Consider the following 16487-nt stretch of genomic DNA (forward strand, 5'->3'; position numbering starts at 1 on the left):
TGCATCACCTGTCCGTCTCGCCCATGCAGACATCAAGCATCCCCATGATGGACGGGACGTCAGCCACCTTGTTGCCGTTCAGCATGACCGGGGCCGCCGACAGCGTCACGAAGAAGGGGCTGCGCACCTTTACCCTGGAGGGCTTGTCGGTGCCGTCGCCGATTATGTAGACGAGGCTCTCGCCGCGGGGATCCTCCAACCTGGCGAAGCCGGTGCCGACGGGGGCGTTGCGCGGGGGCTTTACCCTTATGGGTCCGGACTTGGGCATCTTCTTGAAGGCGTCCCTGACGATCTGGCAAGACATCCTCATCTCGTCCATGCGCACGCGGTAGCGAGCATATACATCGCACTCGTCGCGGGTGCACATGTTCCACTCCAGCTCGTCATAGATCTCGTAAGGGTGATTGTAGCGGATGTCATACTTCACGCCGCTGCCGCGAAGGCTGGGACCGGCGACGCCGAGGTTGATGGCGTCCTGAGGCTTCAGGTAGGACAGGCCGTCCATCCTCATGCGGAAGATGGGGTTGCGGTCCACCAGGTCCTCGTACTCGACCATCCTCTTCTCGAAGTAGTCGAGGATCTTCAGGACGTGCTTCTCGAAGTCCGCGGGAGCATCGTTCCTGACCCCACCGATGCGCGGGTAGTTGGTGGTCATCCTGGCCCCGCACAGCTCTGTGAACAGGTCCAGGAAGAGCTCCCTCTCCCTCATGGCGTACAGGAAGAGGGTCAGGTTTCCCAGATCGGTACCGATGGCGGCCAGCCACATAAGATGGGAGCCGATCCTCTGAAGCTCGTCGGATATTACACGTATGTATTTGGCCCTCTCAGGCACTTCCACGCCCATCAGGTCCTCGGCGGCCAGGCAGTACACGTGCGACCAGGTGAACGACGAACCATAGCAAAGGCGGTCGGCCAGTGGGATGATCTGGGGGTAGGTCCTGTTCTCCACCATCTTCTCCCAGCCGCGGTGAAGGTAGCCGATCACCGGCTCGGAGCCGGTGATGGTCTCGCCGTCGACCTTGACCCGGAGGTTCCACAGCCCATGGGTCATGGGGTGCTGGGGGCCCATGTTGATCCACATCTCGGGCATTTACGGCCCCCCTACGGTGTAGTCCTTCCTCATGGGGAAGAACTGGACGTCCTCGGGCAGGAGAAGCCTCTCCAGCCTCGGGTGGTTGATGAAAATGATGCCGAACATGTCGTAGGTCTCCCTCTCATGCCAGTTCGCTCCTCCCCACAGCGGGGTGACGGAGTCGACCCGGGGGTCATCGTGCGGGAGGTCTACGGTGATCTCCACGATCACGTTCCTGGAGCACGAGGACAGGTGGTAGACGGTCTGGAACCTGTCCACCCGGTCCACCCCGCACACGCAGGAGCAGTGGTCGAAGCCCTGCTTCTCCTTGAGGAAGGTGCACAGCTTTAACAGGCAGTCCTTGTCCGCGGTCATGAATATCGTCTGGGGCTTGCACTTGTCCGTTATGGCGACCCCGGCGGGGAATGCCGCGGCTATCTCGCTCTTTATCTGGTCCACGGTGAGTTGTACGCTCTCGTTCAAATCTCTCACCTCAATCTTCCAAGAAGGTGCCCTTCATCTGCACGTGGATCTTCTGGTGCAGCTTGAGGAAACCATCGATCATCGCCTCGGGCCTGGGAGGGCATCCGGGGATGTAAACGTCCACGGGGATGAAAGTGTCAGTTCCCTGGACGACGTTATATGCATCGTACCACGGACCGCCGGAAATGGCGCACTCGCCCATGGCAATGACCCACTTGGGCTCAGGCATCTCTTCGTAAAGCCGGCGCAGGGCCGGGCGGAGCTTGTAGCTGATCCATCCGTTGACTAGCAGGACCTCGCATTGACGCGGGGACGACCTGAAGACCATGCCGAACCGTTCGTTGTCGAACCGGGGGCCGGAACAGGCCGCCATCTCCAGCGCGCAGCACGCGACACCGAAGTGCAGCGGATATATGGCGTTCCTAATGCCCCAGCTCCATAACGGGGCGGTGACCTTGTCCACGACCTTCTTGACGCCACTGGCGCGGAGCGCGTCGTCCATGGCGTTGGACGACCACTCCACGAACTCCTTGGCGCTCATGGCGACGGCATGGGGATAAAGGCTCAGATCCATAATCTTTCCTCCTTCTTCAGTGCGTAGAACACCCCGACGAGCAGCAGGCCAAAGAATGCCAGCATTAAAATCTTGGAATCGAAGCCTAATCCGGAGAAGGAGACAGCCCATAACAGCAAAAAGATCGTGATAATATCAAAGACTACAAAAATTATTGCGAACATATAGAACTGAAAATGGAACTGGATTTGTGCCTCTCCGATAGGTACTTCACCGCACTCATAGGTATCCGCTTTAAGCGCCGTCCACTTGGTCGGCCGGAAATACCTGGACGCAAAGAACGAAATCGCCGGGAAGCCTACCGCGACCAATGCAAAGATCGCTATTGGCAAATAGGTGTCCAAGAGCATTAGTGCGACAATATGATGCCTCTATAAATACATTATTGAGATTGAGGTTACTGGCTACTTAAAAAGGAGGCCCCTTATTCTCATGTATTCTATGATAAATTCACGCCATTTATTACAAATCCGTCAGATATGGCCGGGCACATGCATTCTTCGGTCAAAATAAATGCCCTCCCATCATTTGTGCGTTTACGATAGTTAGTTTTGTTAAAAAGGATAATTATGTCGTTAGATAATCTGCGAGAGAAGGGGACGGTCCGGGACCGCCGCAATGAGGCGCGGCGGGACGCCGGGGCTAACAGTTTATTAGCCCCGGTAACATTAGGCGGCATGCTAGCATAGCGGACTGACCGCAAGCTAGAGGTGCGAGAGATGAGCAAGAAGTTCGGGTTTATTGGTGCCGGCAACATGGCCGAGGCGCTGATGAAGGGCATGATCGCGGGCGGCGTCGCCACGGCGGACGAGCTTATCGCCAGCGAGGTCGTGGCCGAGAGGAGGGACTATATGGCCAAGAGCCTCGGCATCACCTTGACCGCCGACAATGTCGAGGTCGTCAGGGAGGCCAAGACCATCGTGCTTGCGGTAAAGCCGAACATCGTGGGGCTGGTCCTCGACGAGCTGAAGCCCTTGTTGACCGAGGAGCATCTCATAATCTCCATCGCCGCGGGCGTGAAGATCTCGTTCGTAGAGGCGCACCTCAACTGGGGCGTGCGCGTGGTCAGGGTCATGCCCAACCAGCCCTGCCTGGTGGGCGCGTCCGCCTCCGGCTTCGCCCTGGGCAAGTCGGCCAAGAAGGAGGACAAGGACCTGGTGCAGAAGATGCTCAACTCCGTGGGCATCGCCTACGCCATGGACGAGAAGTTGCTGGACGCCGTCACCGGCCTCAGCGGCTCCGGGCCGGCGTACGTCTACTTGGTCATCGAAGCGCTCTCCGATGGAGGCGTGCTCGCCGGGCTGCCCCGGGATATCGCCACCGCGCTGGCGGCGCAGACCGTGCTCGGCGCTGCGAAGACGGTGCTGGACACCAAGGGGCACCCCGCGCAGTTCAAGGACATGGTAGCGTCCCCGGCGGGGACCACCATCGAGGGCATGAAGGTCCTCGAGGAAAGGGCGGTCAGGGGCGCTTTCATCGACGCGGTGGAAGCGGCCACCAAGCGGTCCCTGGAACTCGGCAAGAGCTGAGGCTCAGCCGCTTCTGCTCTTCCGCCTGAACACCAGGCTCTTTATCACCCGGGGCGCTGACCTCAGCACTCCGGGGGAATCCCATTCCAGCTCCCTCTTCTGGCAGATGGTCGATTCCATCAGATCGTCGGCCCTCTCCTTGAGGCGCGACAGCGTTCCCTCGCGCTCCTGGGGGTCCTTGATGCCCATCGCCCTGTCCACTTCGTTCATCAGGAGGCGGGCGTCATGCGACCTCCGCTCCCGGGACTCCAGCTCCTCCTTGGACATCAGGCCCACCTCGGCCCTCACCTTGTTCAGGCGGTCCGCGGCGTCGTAGGACACCTCGGCGATTTGGTCCCTGGTCAGCCACCTGGTCTCGTATGACAGCACGTCCTTCCAGTTGGGGCTGGCCAGGCGGGCGCGGTGCTCCTCCAGGGTCCGGGCGAACAGCCTGTACCCGAACCTCTCGGGGTCCTCGAAGGCGATGCTGCCCGGATCGAGGAACGGCGCGAGCGGGGAGGTGTACAGGAACAGGCGGGGGTCGTTCTTGTTGTCCCGGTACAGGTGCCGGACATAGTCGGCCGAGTTCAGGGCCGACTCCGCGGTCTGCTCCGGAAGGCCGATCATGAAGAACATGTCAAAGCGCTGGCATTCGTTCGACAAAGCGTAGCTGATGCTCTTCTCCATGGCGGCGTTGTCGAACCGCCGCCCGAGGGCGTAGCGCACCTTCTCGTCATGGGAGTCGGGGGAGAACTGCATGGAGTAGCGGTCGAAGGTGGAGGCGGCCTTCTCGAAGAAGTCCTCCGGGGCGGGGGTGAAGACCTCCAGCACGATGTGGTTATCCACGCCCAGCCGCTTGGCCTCGCGGAAGAACCGGTCGGCGTAGTCGTCGCCATTCTGGCGCAGATCGCCGACCACGAACACCGGGGCGTTCAGGTAGCTCTGGACATTGTACACGTCCTCGGCCACCTTCTCGGGGCTGCGGAACGCCGGACGGGAGCGGCCGACCACCCTCCTGTTGGCCCCGCAGCTGCCGCCGCATACCGCGCAGCGCTGCGAGCATCCCCTGACGGTGAAGGCGGTGGTGATGGGGTAGCGGTCCCAGTCCTTGAACGGCTTCGCTCCCTCCAGGTCGCGGTGCTTTATCACCGACCTGACGATCCACCCATAGTCGATGTCCAGGTAGTCGAGGTCCTCGGGGACGCAGGTCAGGTCGTTGACGACAGCCTTGCCGTCCTTCTTCCAGGTGAGATTGGGGATGTCGGAAAGATCGGAGCCCTTCTCCAGCGCGGACATCAGGGGGGACATCAGGGGCTCCACGGAATCGCCGCGCAGCACCAGATCGACCTGCGGGTAGCGGATCAGCTCCTCGTGGAAGTACGAGGACGAGAAGCCGCCGAACAGCGTCCTGGAGGCCGGATGGAGATTCTTGATGATCTCGGCGACGGCCAGAGAGCCATGCGCGTGCGGCAGCCAGTGCAGGTCGATGCCGAACACGTCGGCCCGGAGCTTGGAGAGGTACGCTTCCACGTCCAGCTTGGGGTCGTTGAGCATCATGCTGGCGAGGTTGATGATGCGCACGCGGTACCCGTCCTTGTAGAGCTGATTGGCCATGGTGGTGAACCCGAACGGGTACATCTCGAAGACCGGAGTGGAGGGGACCAGGTCGCTGACCGGCCCGTAGAACATGGACTCCTTCCTGAAGTCGTACACGCTGGGAGCATGGATGAAAATCAGATCTTCCCTTGACAATGGCTTCCCCTCCGGGAACTGAGTGTGCAAAGTGGGCGCTCTACAAATATGTTGTCATGTGCCGAACCGTCTTTGGCGAAACTGGAAGCTGCGCACCGCCCGCAGAAAGTCGATCTTCCTGAAGCCGGGCCAATAAACGTCGGTGAAGTACAGCTCCGCGTACGCCAGCTGCCACAGCAGGAAGTTGGAGATCCGCTCCTCCCCCGACGTCCTCAATATGAGGTCGGGGTCCGGGAAATCGGCGGTGTACAGGAAGTTGGAAAAGGTCCTCTCGTCAATGTCCTCGACCTCCAGCGCGCCTTCCTTGACCTTCTGGGCGATCTGCTTGATCGCCTGTATGATCTCCTGCCGGGAGCCGTAGGCGAGGGCGATGTTGTAGTAATAGTTGCTGTAGTCGCGGGTCTTCCCCTCGGCGTAATCTATGGCCTTGAGGACCCTTTCAGGCAGCAGGTCCCGCTGTCCCAGCGCGGATACCTTGATGCCGTACTTGTGGACCCTCTCATCATCGCCCAGGCGGTAGAAGTTCTCCTCGAACATCTGCATGAGCGACTCCACCTCATCAGGCTCCCGGTGCAGGTTCTCGGTCGAGAAGGCGTAGACGGTGAGGACCTTGATGTCAAGCTCCATGCACCAGTCCAGCACTTCCTCGAGCTTGTCCTTGCCCTTCATGTGCCCCTCGGCGGTGGTCAGCCCGAACTCCTTGGCGAACCGGCGGTTGCCGTCCATGATGACCGCGATATGGTGGGGCATCTCGCCCTCCATGACCTCCTTTAAAAGCCCCTTCTCGTAGGTCTGGTAGGCGGTGTTGGCGATGATTCTGGAGATCTCGTTCTTTATGCCGTTCCCCCCATAGAACCGGCGTTCAATGACATATTCTGTCCAAGCATATCTAGTCTATGCTTTGAATGTCCTCCGGCAAGGCCGACGCCTTCCAGCCCATGTCGAAGCACCCGATGCCCGCGACCGCTCCGATGGTCCCCCTCTTTCCGGTGACCTCCACCAGCTGCACCCCGCCCTCCTCGGCCGCCTTGCGGGCGTCCTCGACCTTGAGTATATCGCGCTTCGCCCTCATCCCGTAGTCCTGGAGCACCGGGGGCACCTTGAGCCCCTGGAATATGGCCAGGGTGGTGTTATCGGAGACGGTGTGCTCCCGGATGTAGCTTATGACGAACTCCGTGAGCTGAGGCAGGTCCCTCTCCCTGACGGCGAACGATACTCCCACCGAGCAACAGTTGGTGGTCTTCTCCGGCACGTTCGGGTTGAGCTGGATGATCTTGTGCTCTATGTAGTGGCCGACCGGCGCGGACTTGACCATCTGCAGCATCAGGACCCACGACGCGCCCTTCTCCTTGGTATCGGTATCGTCCACGGCGTAAATGACCCTGACCATCTTGGGGGTGACGATGCTGACCTCGACGCGGTGAGCGCCGCCGATCTTGACGTCGTCGGGATACACCGCCTCGATGGTCCCCGGACCCTGGGGCAGGCAGGCCCCCACGCCGACGCTGGCGCCGGCCAGGCCTACCCAGGTGGTGCGGACATTGTCCCCCTCCACCTTCAGCGACTTGAGCCCCTGGCCCCCCACGTCCTTGGCGGCCGGCCCGAAGCGCACTTCCCTCTCGCCGATGATGGTGTCCATGATCAGCGTGGTGCCCTCCACCCTGACGTCCTCGATGGCCCCGCCGGCCCGCTTGCGGTTGACGGCGTCCCATTCCACCGGCCCCTTGGCCATGCAATGCTCGATGATAGTGGCCACGCCGCTCTTCTCGTCCACCATGGTGTACACTCCCTGGCAGAACATCTTGCCGAAGCGCTTGGTCACTTCCCCCGGGGTCATGATGTTGGTCATTAATAATCTCCAGCGGGTTGAACGGGTCAGGATTAAGGAACTGATAGTTATGACTTTCTCCGATGCTTCGCCTGGCAGCGGCGGCGGAGCGGATGTCTGGACGATCTCTCATCCAGGATCGGCGGACTGTGCTGGATGAACGCACGATCATGGGGATGGAAGATGGAGCAGGCCCGGAGGACGATCAACTCCTGACCAACGCCAGATCTAGATCTTCACTTCTCTTTCCCTGATCTTCTTTTCAGTGTAGATCTTGACATCAGGCCCTTCTGTTCATACGAGCTCGACGAACCGCGACGGAAGGTCGCTGAGATCCAGAAGGCGGGACGAGCCGTCCCTGCGGAAGATCATGAAGCGGCCCTTGACGCCCATGACCTCGCCGATGTGGGTCCCCGCGGTCCCCTCGACCTCCGGCGGGGAGGACGGCCTCTCCGACACGGGGTACCGGTCAAGCAACACCAGCTCCGCGCCCAGGGTAGGCCGCCATCGGGAGATGCGGCCGAGATAGGTGCGGTACACGTTCCCCATGATGTCCTTGGACGGGGGCGATGTCCACTGCCCCGCGATCTTCTTGATGCGTATCTCCTGGGGGATCTTGAACCTCGAGGACACTTCCTTCTCCAGCGTCCTCGCCTCCATGCGGTCCCTGCAGTCGAATATCGGCGCGACGGCATCGGCCCCCTGCTCGACGGCGCGCCCCATAAGCCGGCCCTTGCTGGTCATCCCCACCTTGATGAGGCGGCCGTACAGCGCGAGGTACACCACGTGCAGGCGGCCGCAGAACTCCGGGTGCCCACATCGATCGCCGCTGCACTGCGGCTCGAACACGCACTTCTGCATCGGGACCCGATCGGCCATGCAGGAGCGGCAGGAGGAGAAGGCGTTCACCCTGAGCCGCTGCGGGCAGGGGCGATAGCCGTCGTCATCGAACCTGCCGACGCACCGCTTCTCCTCCGACACCGTCATGCTCAGGCGGTCCAGGGGCAGCTCCTGCACCTCCCCGGCCTCGCCGTCATACACGATGAGGTGAGGCCGGAAGCCTTCCCAGTGGTAGGACAGGACGTGCTTCGTAACCCCTTCTTTGGAGGGCAGCAAGCGGTCGGCCCGCTCGAACATGACCACTAATCAAATGAAGTATGGATAAGAAAATTTCGGCGGGAGGAGCGAAAGGGACGTTCAGTCTTTCTCCTCTTCCTCGACTACCTCTTGCTCTTCCGCCCTGCTGAGGAACTCGGGGGGCACTTCCTTGATGAGGTAGACGGTCCTGGCGGCCCTCTGTATCTGCAGGCCGGACCCGATGACCGCGACGGTGTCGATCTCCAGGATGATCGGGGACTCCGTCCTCACCTTTCCGGCGTTGAACGCGTCGGAATAGGTCTTGGAGAGGTGAACGAGCTTGCGGTCGGAGGGCTTCAGCCCCGTCTCCAGGATAATGTCCGCCTCCTCTGGGGTGGTCGGATAATAGAGATGCTCGGGGATGCTGTCGGTGGGAAGCCTGAGGTCCAGCTCGAGGGAGTGGCCGTAAGTGGCGCGGATGAGGTCGTTGCTCACTTGGTACCGGCCCTTCGGGTCCGTCTCTATCAGGGCGATGATGTGGTGCGGCCTCAGCCAGTGGTAGCGGGGGTTGTACTTCTTCATCGCGGCTATGAAATCACGCATGGACACGAAGCCCTGCTCGTCCATGCTCAGGCCGAACTTCTCGGGGAAATGGCGCAGGGACCCGGCCATGGTCCTTCCGATGCGCTCCAGCTCCTCGTCGCTCATGAGGAACTTGCCTGCTTCTCCGCAGACGGGACACCGCTCGCCCCGGAAGTAACCGTGCTCAGGACACTCTCGCAGCATATTCGCCATGAGTATGGAACGGAATTCTTAATACTTTTCGGAGGAACCGAGCCAGGCCTTGACTTTTTCGAAACTGATGACTGGCAGCCCCCGGGTTCGCCGGGACGGCCGGGAGACTCTCGAAATGATTATTAATTTTTCAGCCCCGCGGGGCCCGAAGCCGGGCAGCGTGTTCTGCGCATGCCCCTCGGCCAGCAGGTCGCACGTTTTGGTGTTCTCGGAGAATAACAATATATTAACAAAATTGAAATATGGCCGTTGATTACTCGCATGGTCGGCCCAGGAGGGACCTTCTCCAACTTCCCCACCAAACAGTTTGGGTTTTTCTCCCTGGGCCGATTCCCAAGACGTCGAACCGATCTCTTGATGGGCCGAGCCAGATCTCGCGCTCAATACTCCAGTCCGTTGGCCCGGTACGCCGCCGTCACCGCGTTCATCATGAGCATGACGATGGTCATCGGTCCGACCCCCCCGGGCACGGGGGTGATGTACGATGCCTTCTCTTTCACCGCGTCGAAGTCCACGTCCCCCACCCATCGGTAGCCCTTCTTGGCCGTGGGATCGTCCACGCGGTTCGTTCCGACGTCGATCACCACCGCTCCCTCCTTGATCATGTCCGCTTTGATGAACCGCGGGGAGCCCATCGCCGCGATGACGATGTCGCCCTGGCGGGTGAAGGACGCGAGGTCCTTGGTGCGGGAGTGCGCCACCGTGACGGTGGCGTTGGCGCCCCTGGCCTTCTGCATGAGAATGGCCGCAACCGGTTTCCCGACGATGTTGCTGCGCCCCACCACCACGACGTGCTTTCCGGCGGGGTCGTTGCCCGAGCGCACAAGCATCTCCTGGATGCCGTGAGGCGTGGCCGGCAGGAACAAAGGGTCGCCGATGAGCATGCGCCCGACGTTCACGGGATGGAACCCGTCGGCGTCCTTCCCGGGGTCGATGGCGTTCAGCACCTTGTTCTCGTCGATGTGCTTTGGGAGCGGCAGCTGCACCAGGAAGCCGTGGACCTGGGGGTCCTTGTTGAGTTCGTCCACCACGGACAGGAGCTTCTCCTCGGTGGTGTCCGCCGGGAGAACGATGGTGCGCGAATAGATCCCCAGCTCGTCGCACGCTTTCCCCTTGTTTCGGACGTACTGCTGGGACGCGGGGTCCTCGCCCACGAGGACGACGGCCAGGCCGGGAACGATCCCCTTGGACCTCAGGTCGGCGATCTTCGCTCTCAGTTCCTGCCTGATCCGCTCGGCGATCTCGGTCCCGCTGATGATCTTGGCCGTCATGTCTATCTCGGAAAGGAGTAAAAGCTCGACGCAAATTAACTTTGTCCACCGCCACCGCCGGCTATTCTGCGAAGTCGCTGTCGCCGCGGTCATCGATGTCGAAAATACTTTATCCTATCCCCATGATAATATTTCTCGGGGAAGACATGGAAAGGGTTCAGCCGCTGACGTTGATCCTTGCTCTGCTGGCCGTGGGGGTCGCCTGCGGAGTGGCGGTGGGCTATGCGATGATGGCCGCCTCGGACGACGCTGACGTATGGCCTTACGCGACCCTGACCCCCACCAGGTCGGACGCGGACGTGATCCACTATGACGTATCGGATGTGAGGGGAAGGGCCAACCCCGTGGTCATGACCGCTCATCTTATCATCGGCCCCGACGGGAGCAACGTGGTAAACAGCTCCAAGTTCACGCTCCGCGAAGGTGGATACTACGAGGCCAATCTGACATTTGGGGGCGCGTACTTCATCCTCCACCTCCACAATGTGGACGGCGTGCTGTCCGACAGGTCCTTCCTGGACCTCAGGTACGCCTCCGGGGAGTTTGCGGAGGGAATGCAGTACACCCTGCGGCTCGGGGACGGCAAGAGCGGGGTCACAATCGCATCCGCGTCCTACCACGCGACCTGACGGGCGAACCGTTTTCTAGAATCAAGCCGTTCGGTCCGTACCATCATGAAGGCCGACATAGAGATAGCCCAGGACGCCAAGGCAGAACCTATCGAGAAGATAGCCGGGAAGCTCGGCCTCTCGCGTGACGACCTTCATTTCTACGGCCGGTACATGGCCAAGGTCCCCCTCGACGTGCTGAAGCGCTTCGACGACCGCCCCGACGGGAAGCTGGTCCTGGTCACCGCCATCACCGCCACCAAGGCCGGGGAGGGCAAGACCGTCACGTCCATCGGCCTGATGCAGGCACTGGGCAGGCTCGGCGTCAACGTGATGGGGGCACTCCGGGAGCCCTCCATGGGGCCGGTGTTCGGAATAAAGGGCGGAGCTACCGGGGGCGGCCTCTCCCAGGTGTACCCGATGTGGGACATCGACCTGCACTTCACCGGGGACATCCACGCTGTCACGTCGGCCCACAACCTGCTGTCGGCGATGGTGGAGAACAGCATCGCCAAGGGGAACCATCTGAGGATCGACCCCACCAGGGTGGTGTGGAAGAAGGCCATCGACATGAACTGCCGCGAGCTGAGGGACATCGTGGTCGGCCTGGGCGGGAGGACCGCGGGGGGCGTCCCCCGCGAGAGCGGGTTCCTCATCACCGCCGCCTCGGAGATCAGCGCCATATTGGCGCTGGCGACGTCGATACAGGATCTCCGCGCCCGCCTCGGACGGATGGTGGTGGCATACGACGTGGAGGGGCGGCCGGTGCGCGCGGAGCAGCTGAACTGCGTCGGTGCGATGACCGTCCTGCTCAAGGACGCCCTGATGCCCAACCTGGTGCAGACCCTGGAAGGGGAGCCGGTGTTCATCCACGGGTTCCCGTTCGCCAACATCGCCCACGGGAACAACAGCCTCCTGGCGACCAGGTACGCCCTGAAGCTCGCCGACGTGGTGGTGACGGAGGGCGGGTTCGCCGCCGACCTGGGCGCGGAGAAGTTCTTCGACATCGTGTGCCGGAAGGCCGGCTTCCGCCCCGACTGCGCGGTCATCGTCGCGTCCATAAGGGCGCTGAAGATGCACGGGGGCGCCTGCCTGGAGGACGCCACCAGCTGCGAGCGGTCGGACCTGTCCTCGCTGAGCAGGGGCTTCGCCAACCTCGACAAGCACATCGAGAACGTGCGCAAGTACGGCGTCCCCGTGGTGGTCGCGGTGAACCGCTTCCCCACCGACCACGCGGACGAGATCGCGCTGGTGCGGGAGCACTGCGCTTCGCTGGGCATCCCCTGCGCTCTTTCCGAGGTGTTCGCCAGGGGCGGCGAGGGCGGGAGGGAGCTGGCCGAGGCGGTGATGGATGTGATGAGGACCACGCCGAGCCGGTTCCGCCCCCTCTACGACGCCAAGATGTCGATAAAGGACAAGATCCGCACCATCGCCACCGAGATCTACGGCGCCAAGGACGTGCGCTACATCGGCACGGCGGAGAGGGACATCCGGGCCATCGAGGCGGCCAAAAGCAACGAGCTGCCCATCTGCGTGGCCAAGACCCAGCTGTCGATATCGGACGATCCCTCCCTTAAGGGCGCGCCCACCGGGTGGACCCTGACGGTGAAGGAGGTGCTTCTGTCCGCCGGGGCCGGGTTCATCGTCCCGCTGTGCGGCGACATCATGCTCATTCCCGGCCTGTCCTCCGAACCGGCGGCGGAGAGGATCGACATCACCGACGAGGGAAGGATCATCGGGCTGAGCTAGGGCCGCTCCCTCGCTTCCGCGAGCTCGCTCACCACGAACGAGCCGACGTAGGCGAGGTCCTCGGTGTCCATTATCCTCGAGGCGCTCTCGTCGAACAGCACGTTAGCCGAGCCGCTGACCTCATCGTCGCCCTTCCACAATATGACGGTGACGGGCAGCCGCGGGAACACCTCGATCTGCGCCGAGGCGTCGCCCTGCCTCAGCTTCCTCGCGCCGAGCGCTCCGGCCGCGGCCATCAATGCTTCGGGTCGATCGGGGAACAGCTCCCAGATTGCGTCGATGACGCGCTTCTTGAACGCCGCGAAGAACACGTCGCCGCCGGGCAGCTGGCGGAAGGAGATGAGCTTGCCCGTGACCCCGGCGTCGCCCGCACCGGCGAGATAGAGCACCACCAGCATGCTGGCGATGGGCTCCAGCTCCGCGCCGTTGATGGTGATGGACCGGGACGCCGGGTCGATCACGCACCTCCTGCCCATGACCGGGAGCGTTATCTTCTCGCCGTCGAGCTCGGCCCCGGCGCTCTTTGCCTGCGACCTCATGTCCCCGCTCAGGAACCGCTCCCAGGCCCGGGCCAGCGCCCTCTCGCGGGCATCGTCCTTCAGTCCGGTGAACGCGCCGTCCTTCACTGCCCGACCTCCCTGTCGATGTAGTCCTTCAGGGTGGTGAACTCGATCCCCCGGTCGAGAGCGCCCCGCAGCAGCGCCTTGAGCTCGGCCACGTTGCCGCGCACGCCCTTCTCGTCCACCGGGCCGCCCAGCCTTTCCACCATGTGCCAGCTGTGGTCCCCCAGGACCAGCAGGCCCTCTCCGAACTGCGAGAACAGGACCTCGTAATCGGCCGGAGGCCTCTTCCCCTCGTGGAGCGGCCACAGGTATGACTGCAGCTTCTTGCCCCTGCCGTCCACGCCCTGCGCGAGCGGCACCTCCCAGAGCCCGTTGGGGTGCCGGGACGGCGCGATCCCGCCGTCCTCGATGGAGCGGATGACCGAGGAATCGTACAGGTACCCGCGCTCCTTCAGCGCATCGAGGACCGTTCCGTCGGCGTGAAGATAGGGGGCGCGGAACCCCGCTGGCCTCTTGCCGAATAGCTTCTCCAGCGAGGAGGTGCAGGCGTCGATGACCTGCCCGATCTCCCTGGGACCGAGCGGCACCTCATTGCTCTCTCCGGTGAGGTCCTCGTGGCCGTACCCGTGCCCGGCGATCTCGTGGCCGAACATGAGGTCCCTGAGGTCGACATCGAGGGCGATGCGCTCTGCCGTCTCGCCCTCCATGAAGAAGGTCCCCCTGATCCCCATATCGTTCAGCGCCTCTACGATCAGCGCGAGGCCGCGGGCCGAAGAGCCGAAGCGCGCGGAAGGGTCGCCGTCAACCTCTCGGGACACTGCCTTGATCTCGCCCTTCTGGGGCTGATTGACGTCCCGGTCTACGTCCACGGTGAAGGCGGCAAAGCGCATGAGCGTTAAATCCGCGGCGAGGTAATTAGCTTTCTGCCTTCAGAGGGACCTAGCTCGGACGCCGCGCTCAAAACGAATAAATATCTCCTCTTGCCAATAGAAAGCTCGTGAATATATCCGCCGACGACCTACAGTGGCGCGAGGAAATGCGCCGGGAAATTACCCGCATCGAGTCGAAGATCGACGATGCTCTGGAGATCCTGAAGGACATCAGGGGCGCGGTCGGGCCGAGGGATGATCTTATCAAAGAGATTCCGTTCGATGAGGCTTACGAGCTGGCCAGGGAGTTCATCCGGGACCATGACATGGTCGACCCGCTCGAGCTGGCGGTCGAGCTGAGCATCTCCTATGGGCAGGCCCACGACGTCATGCTGAAGCTCCGGGACGACGGGCTCATCGAGCTGGACCGTTGAAAGGCACGGTCACTCTTTGGGATCGCCTTCCTTCGGACCGCCGGACCGGTCGCGCCTGATCAGGACGAACAATATCGCCGCCACGGCGACGACCGCGAGCACCACTGCGTAGATGTACCACGAGCTGCCGCCCTCGGCGGCCTTCAGGGACAACGCGCCCGCATCGGTGCTCTGTCCCGCCGTGACGTCGACGTACTTCTCCATGTAGACGTAGCCATCTTTCGCCACCGACAGGGTATAGTTTCCTGACGGGACATGCTCGAGCAGGAAGTAGCCGCTGGCATTGGTCGTGGTGGTCATGCCGTTGCTCAGCGTCACCTTGGCGTCGGCCACGGCTTTGCCGTCGGCGTCCCTTATGACGCCGTAGATGCTGCCCTCGTCCTTCAGGGTGGTGAACTGCCACATGAACTCCATGGGATTGCCCGCCAGGTCCTTCCCGGTCACTGCCACGGTATATTTCGTCCCGTAGTCCAGCACGGAGGCGGGAGTGAAGGTCGCGGTGTCCCCGTCCCACCTGATCTGGCCATCGATCTCATCGACGTCGATGCTGACCGAACTTTGATTCATCGCCTCGGAGAAGGTGACATTGATGACGCTGCCGATGGCGATGTCCGTGCCGGTCGGAGATTTAGCGTCAACGCTTGGGGCCTTGGTATCCACTATGAACATCCTGAACATCGTCTCGGTGTTACCAACGAAGCTAGTGGCCCTGACCTTTGCGGTGTGCTCGCCATCGGACTGGACAGTGAACTGGTAGCTTGTCCCATCGACCTTTGTCCAGGGCCCCCCATCGATGCTGGTCTCGGTTAGTTCGGTCAAGACGCTCGCGTCGATGGTCCATGATATGGTGTCGGTCCTTGAGGTGTAGTATGCACCGTCCTCTGACGGATATTCGATCGATACTCCCAGTGGGATTGCGGCGACAACGGTCGAATTCTGACCATTGATCGAGCCTCTGAGGGCTTTCACATAGAACGAGTACATGGTTCCATTATCGAGCCCGCTGACCGTGTACCGCGGGTTGTTCATGGCCCCAATGATGCCATGTCGGTATTCTTCTCCGCCGACATTTATGTAGATGGCATATTGATCGATGCTCGGGTTACCGAGATAGGTCGGAGCGTCCCAGAAAAGGGTCACCTCTCCATTGGCGGAGATGGCCGTCAGGTTGTTCGGCGCGGTAGCCTTCGCTCCGAGCTGTGCGGTGGGCACCCCTCCACGCAATTCACTTGGGAAGCTGCCCGCGTTCGCAGGGAGGTAGTATGCGATCAACCCGTAATTGGGGTTCATGATCCAATTGGTGTCCACCGCAGGGGCCGGGCCCTCGAACACGATCGTGGCAAGGTTGTAGTCATTCCAGAACGCTAGGGGCTCAATCTTCTGAACGCTTGAAGGTATCGTGATAGAGGTCAGCGCGTGGTTGTCGTAGAACGTGAAGCTGCCTATGGTCTCGACGGTCCCTGGTATGCTGACATGCTGAAGGGCGGTGCAGCCCCGGAACGCGCCATCCCCTATGATGGTGACGCTGTCTGGTATAGTGACGGATATAATTGTGCGCTCGTTCTGGAACGCCCCCTCGGCGATCTCGACCACCGACATCCCGTCGAGGAATCGAGGTATCGTCACTTCTCCACCGAGACCTTCATAACTCGTTATCTTGACCTTCGTACTGTCGATGAAAGCGTACTCGAAGTCTCCGAATCTGGCGGCGGACGCCGTGCTCGTCGAGAGGCCGATCGTGGCTGCGGTCGCGGACAGCAGCATCAGCGCGACAGACATCAATGTCAGGACCTTTTGGAACTTCATGTGCACCAACCCTCCTCGTTCGACAGCGGTGAACTCAGAGTGAAATCCCCTGCCCGATATATAACAGGAGGGGGATAGAAAAACGTTCCATGACATCA

General features: G+C 61.6%; 17 protein-coding genes. 4 read left to right on the plus strand and 13 right to left on the minus strand.

The window, feature by feature from the left end; genetic code table 11:
• Positions 1-4 precede the first annotated feature (4 nt).
• The 4 genes from WYS_RS00405 to WYS_RS00420 are packed head-to-tail and all read right to left on the minus strand — an operon-like array spanning position 5 to position 2479.
• Positions 5-1090, minus strand: a complete 1086-nt coding sequence (locus WYS_RS00405; RefSeq protein ID WP_019176180.1) for an NADH-quinone oxidoreductase subunit D — start codon at positions 1088-1090, stop codon at positions 5-7.
• Positions 1091-1555 carry an NADH-quinone oxidoreductase subunit C gene (locus tag WYS_RS00410; protein ID WP_019176181.1) on the minus strand — a complete coding sequence of 155 codons (465 nt, stop codon included), beginning with the start codon at positions 1553-1555 and terminating at the stop codon, positions 1091-1093.
• A 10-nt stretch (positions 1556-1565) separates the two neighbouring features.
• Entirely contained in the window at positions 1566-2129 is a 564-nt protein-coding gene (locus WYS_RS00415) for an NADH-quinone oxidoreductase subunit B (protein WP_019176182.1), read from the minus strand.
• Complete coding sequence (locus tag WYS_RS00420; protein ID WP_019176183.1) at positions 2120-2479, minus strand: NADH-quinone oxidoreductase subunit A; 360 nt, start codon at positions 2477-2479, stop codon at positions 2120-2122. The genes WYS_RS00415 and WYS_RS00420 overlap by 10 nt, the downstream gene beginning before the upstream one ends.
• A 369-nt stretch (positions 2480-2848) precedes the next feature.
• Here WYS_RS00420 and proC point away from each other — a divergent pair, with 369 nt between their 5' ends.
• Complete coding sequence (gene proC, locus WYS_RS00425; RefSeq protein ID WP_019176184.1) at positions 2849-3658, plus strand: pyrroline-5-carboxylate reductase; 810 nt, start codon at positions 2849-2851, stop codon at positions 3656-3658.
• Positions 3659-3661: 3 nt separating this feature from the next.
• Here proC and WYS_RS00430 read toward each other — a convergent pair whose 3' ends face one another.
• The 6 genes from WYS_RS00430 to folD form a co-directional block, all read right to left on the minus strand.
• A complete protein-coding gene (locus tag WYS_RS00430; RefSeq protein ID WP_236993946.1) occupies positions 3662-5389 on the minus strand; it encodes a TIGR04190 family B12-binding domain/radical SAM domain protein in 1728 nt (575 codons plus the stop codon).
• A gap of 54 nt (positions 5390-5443) precedes the next feature.
• Positions 5444-6151 carry a polyprenyl diphosphate synthase gene (gene uppS, locus WYS_RS00435; protein ID WP_019176186.1) on the minus strand — a complete coding sequence of 236 codons (708 nt, stop codon included), beginning with the start codon at positions 6149-6151 and terminating at the stop codon, positions 5444-5446.
• Between the two features lie 127 nt (positions 6152-6278).
• A complete protein-coding gene (locus WYS_RS00440) occupies positions 6279-7238 on the minus strand; it encodes a DUF1743 domain-containing protein (protein ID WP_019176187.1) in 960 nt (319 codons plus the stop codon).
• A gap of 273 nt (positions 7239-7511) precedes the next feature.
• Positions 7512-8354 (minus strand): DUF2797 domain-containing protein, encoded by an 843-nt coding sequence (locus WYS_RS00445; protein WP_019176189.1) that lies wholly within the window; start codon positions 8352-8354, stop codon positions 7512-7514.
• 60 nt (positions 8355-8414) lie between these two features.
• Positions 8415-9002 carry an RNA 2'-phosphotransferase gene (locus WYS_RS00450; protein ID WP_019176190.1) on the minus strand — a complete coding sequence of 196 codons (588 nt, stop codon included), beginning with the start codon at positions 9000-9002 and terminating at the stop codon, positions 8415-8417.
• Between the two features lie 467 nt (positions 9003-9469).
• Positions 9470-10360, minus strand: a complete 891-nt coding sequence (gene folD / locus WYS_RS00460; RefSeq protein WP_019176192.1) for a bifunctional methylenetetrahydrofolate dehydrogenase/methenyltetrahydrofolate cyclohydrolase FolD — start codon at positions 10358-10360, stop codon at positions 9470-9472.
• Between the two features lie 146 nt (positions 10361-10506).
• Between folD and WYS_RS00465 the strand changes: the two genes are divergently transcribed.
• Together WYS_RS00465 and WYS_RS00470 are read left to right on the plus strand one after the other, a co-directional pair.
• Complete coding sequence (locus tag WYS_RS00465) at positions 10507-10989, plus strand: hypothetical protein (protein WP_147654540.1); 483 nt, start codon at positions 10507-10509, stop codon at positions 10987-10989.
• Between the two features lie 45 nt (positions 10990-11034).
• Entirely contained in the window at positions 11035-12717 is a 1683-nt protein-coding gene (locus WYS_RS00470) for a formate--tetrahydrofolate ligase (protein WP_019176194.1), read from the plus strand.
• Here the strand turns inward: WYS_RS00470 and WYS_RS13795 are convergent.
• A complete protein-coding gene (locus tag WYS_RS13795; protein ID WP_019176195.1) occupies positions 12714-13343 on the minus strand; it encodes a DUF3786 domain-containing protein in 630 nt (209 codons plus the stop codon). The genes WYS_RS00470 and WYS_RS13795 overlap by 4 nt on opposite strands.
• Positions 13340-14170, minus strand: coding sequence for a polysaccharide deacetylase family protein (locus WYS_RS13800; protein ID WP_019176196.1), 831 nt, complete (start codon positions 14168-14170; stop codon positions 13340-13342). The genes WYS_RS13795 and WYS_RS13800 overlap by 4 nt, the downstream gene beginning before the upstream one ends.
• 146 nt (positions 14171-14316) lie before the next feature.
• Here WYS_RS13800 and WYS_RS00485 point away from each other — a divergent pair, with 146 nt between their 5' ends.
• Positions 14317-14583: a hypothetical protein gene (locus WYS_RS00485; protein ID WP_019176197.1), complete on the plus strand. Its 267-nt coding sequence runs from the start codon at positions 14317-14319 to the stop codon at positions 14581-14583.
• Between the two features lie 9 nt (positions 14584-14592).
• Here WYS_RS00485 and WYS_RS00490 read toward each other — a convergent pair whose 3' ends face one another.
• Positions 14593-16389, minus strand: coding sequence for a beta-sandwich domain-containing protein (locus WYS_RS00490; RefSeq protein WP_162137665.1), 1797 nt, complete (start codon positions 16387-16389; stop codon positions 14593-14595).
• Positions 16390-16487 lie beyond the last annotated feature (98 nt).

The organism is Methanomassiliicoccus luminyensis B10 (assembly GCF_000308215.1).
Lineage (GTDB): Archaea > Thermoplasmatota > Thermoplasmata > Methanomassiliicoccales > Methanomassiliicoccaceae > Methanomassiliicoccus > Methanomassiliicoccus luminyensis.

What these genes read in the sequence shown, in the direction of transcription:
- WYS_RS00405 (WP_019176180.1), bottom strand. Translation starts at nt 1,090, where the DNA reads ATGCCCGAGATGTGGATCAACATGGGCCCCCAGCACCCCATGACCCAT.
- WYS_RS00415 (WP_019176182.1), bottom strand. Translation starts at nt 2,129, where the DNA reads ATGGATCTGAGCCTTTATCCCCATGCCGTCGCCATGAGCGCCAAGGAG.
- WYS_RS00420 (WP_019176183.1), bottom strand. Translation starts at nt 2,479, where the DNA reads ATGCTCTTGGACACCTATTTGCCAATAGCGATCTTTGCATTGGTCGCG.
- proC (WP_019176184.1), top strand. Translation starts at nt 2,849, where the DNA reads ATGAGCAAGAAGTTCGGGTTTATTGGTGCCGGCAACATGGCCGAGGCG.
- uppS (WP_019176186.1), bottom strand. Translation starts at nt 6,151, where the DNA reads ATGGAGGGCGAGATGCCCCACCATATCGCGGTCATCATGGACGGCAAC.
- WYS_RS00440 (WP_019176187.1), bottom strand. Translation starts at nt 7,238, where the DNA reads ATGACCAACATCATGACCCCGGGGGAAGTGACCAAGCGCTTCGGCAAG.
- WYS_RS00445 (WP_019176189.1), bottom strand. Translation starts at nt 8,354, where the DNA reads ATGTTCGAGCGGGCCGACCGCTTGCTGCCCTCCAAAGAAGGGGTTACG.
- WYS_RS00450 (WP_019176190.1), bottom strand. Translation starts at nt 9,002, where the DNA reads ATGAGCGACGAGGAGCTGGAGCGCATCGGAAGGACCATGGCCGGGTCC.
- folD (WP_019176192.1), bottom strand. Translation starts at nt 10,360, where the DNA reads ATGACGGCCAAGATCATCAGCGGGACCGAGATCGCCGAGCGGATCAGG.
- WYS_RS00465 (WP_147654540.1), top strand. Translation starts at nt 10,507, where the DNA reads ATGGAAAGGGTTCAGCCGCTGACGTTGATCCTTGCTCTGCTGGCCGTG.
- WYS_RS00470 (WP_019176194.1), top strand. Translation starts at nt 11,035, where the DNA reads ATGAAGGCCGACATAGAGATAGCCCAGGACGCCAAGGCAGAACCTATC.
- WYS_RS13800 (WP_019176196.1), bottom strand. Translation starts at nt 14,170, where the DNA reads ATGCGCTTTGCCGCCTTCACCGTGGACGTAGACCGGGACGTCAATCAG.
- WYS_RS00485 (WP_019176197.1), top strand. Translation starts at nt 14,317, where the DNA reads ATGCGCCGGGAAATTACCCGCATCGAGTCGAAGATCGACGATGCTCTG.
- WYS_RS00490 (WP_162137665.1), bottom strand. Translation starts at nt 16,389, where the DNA reads ATGAAGTTCCAAAAGGTCCTGACATTGATGTCTGTCGCGCTGATGCTG.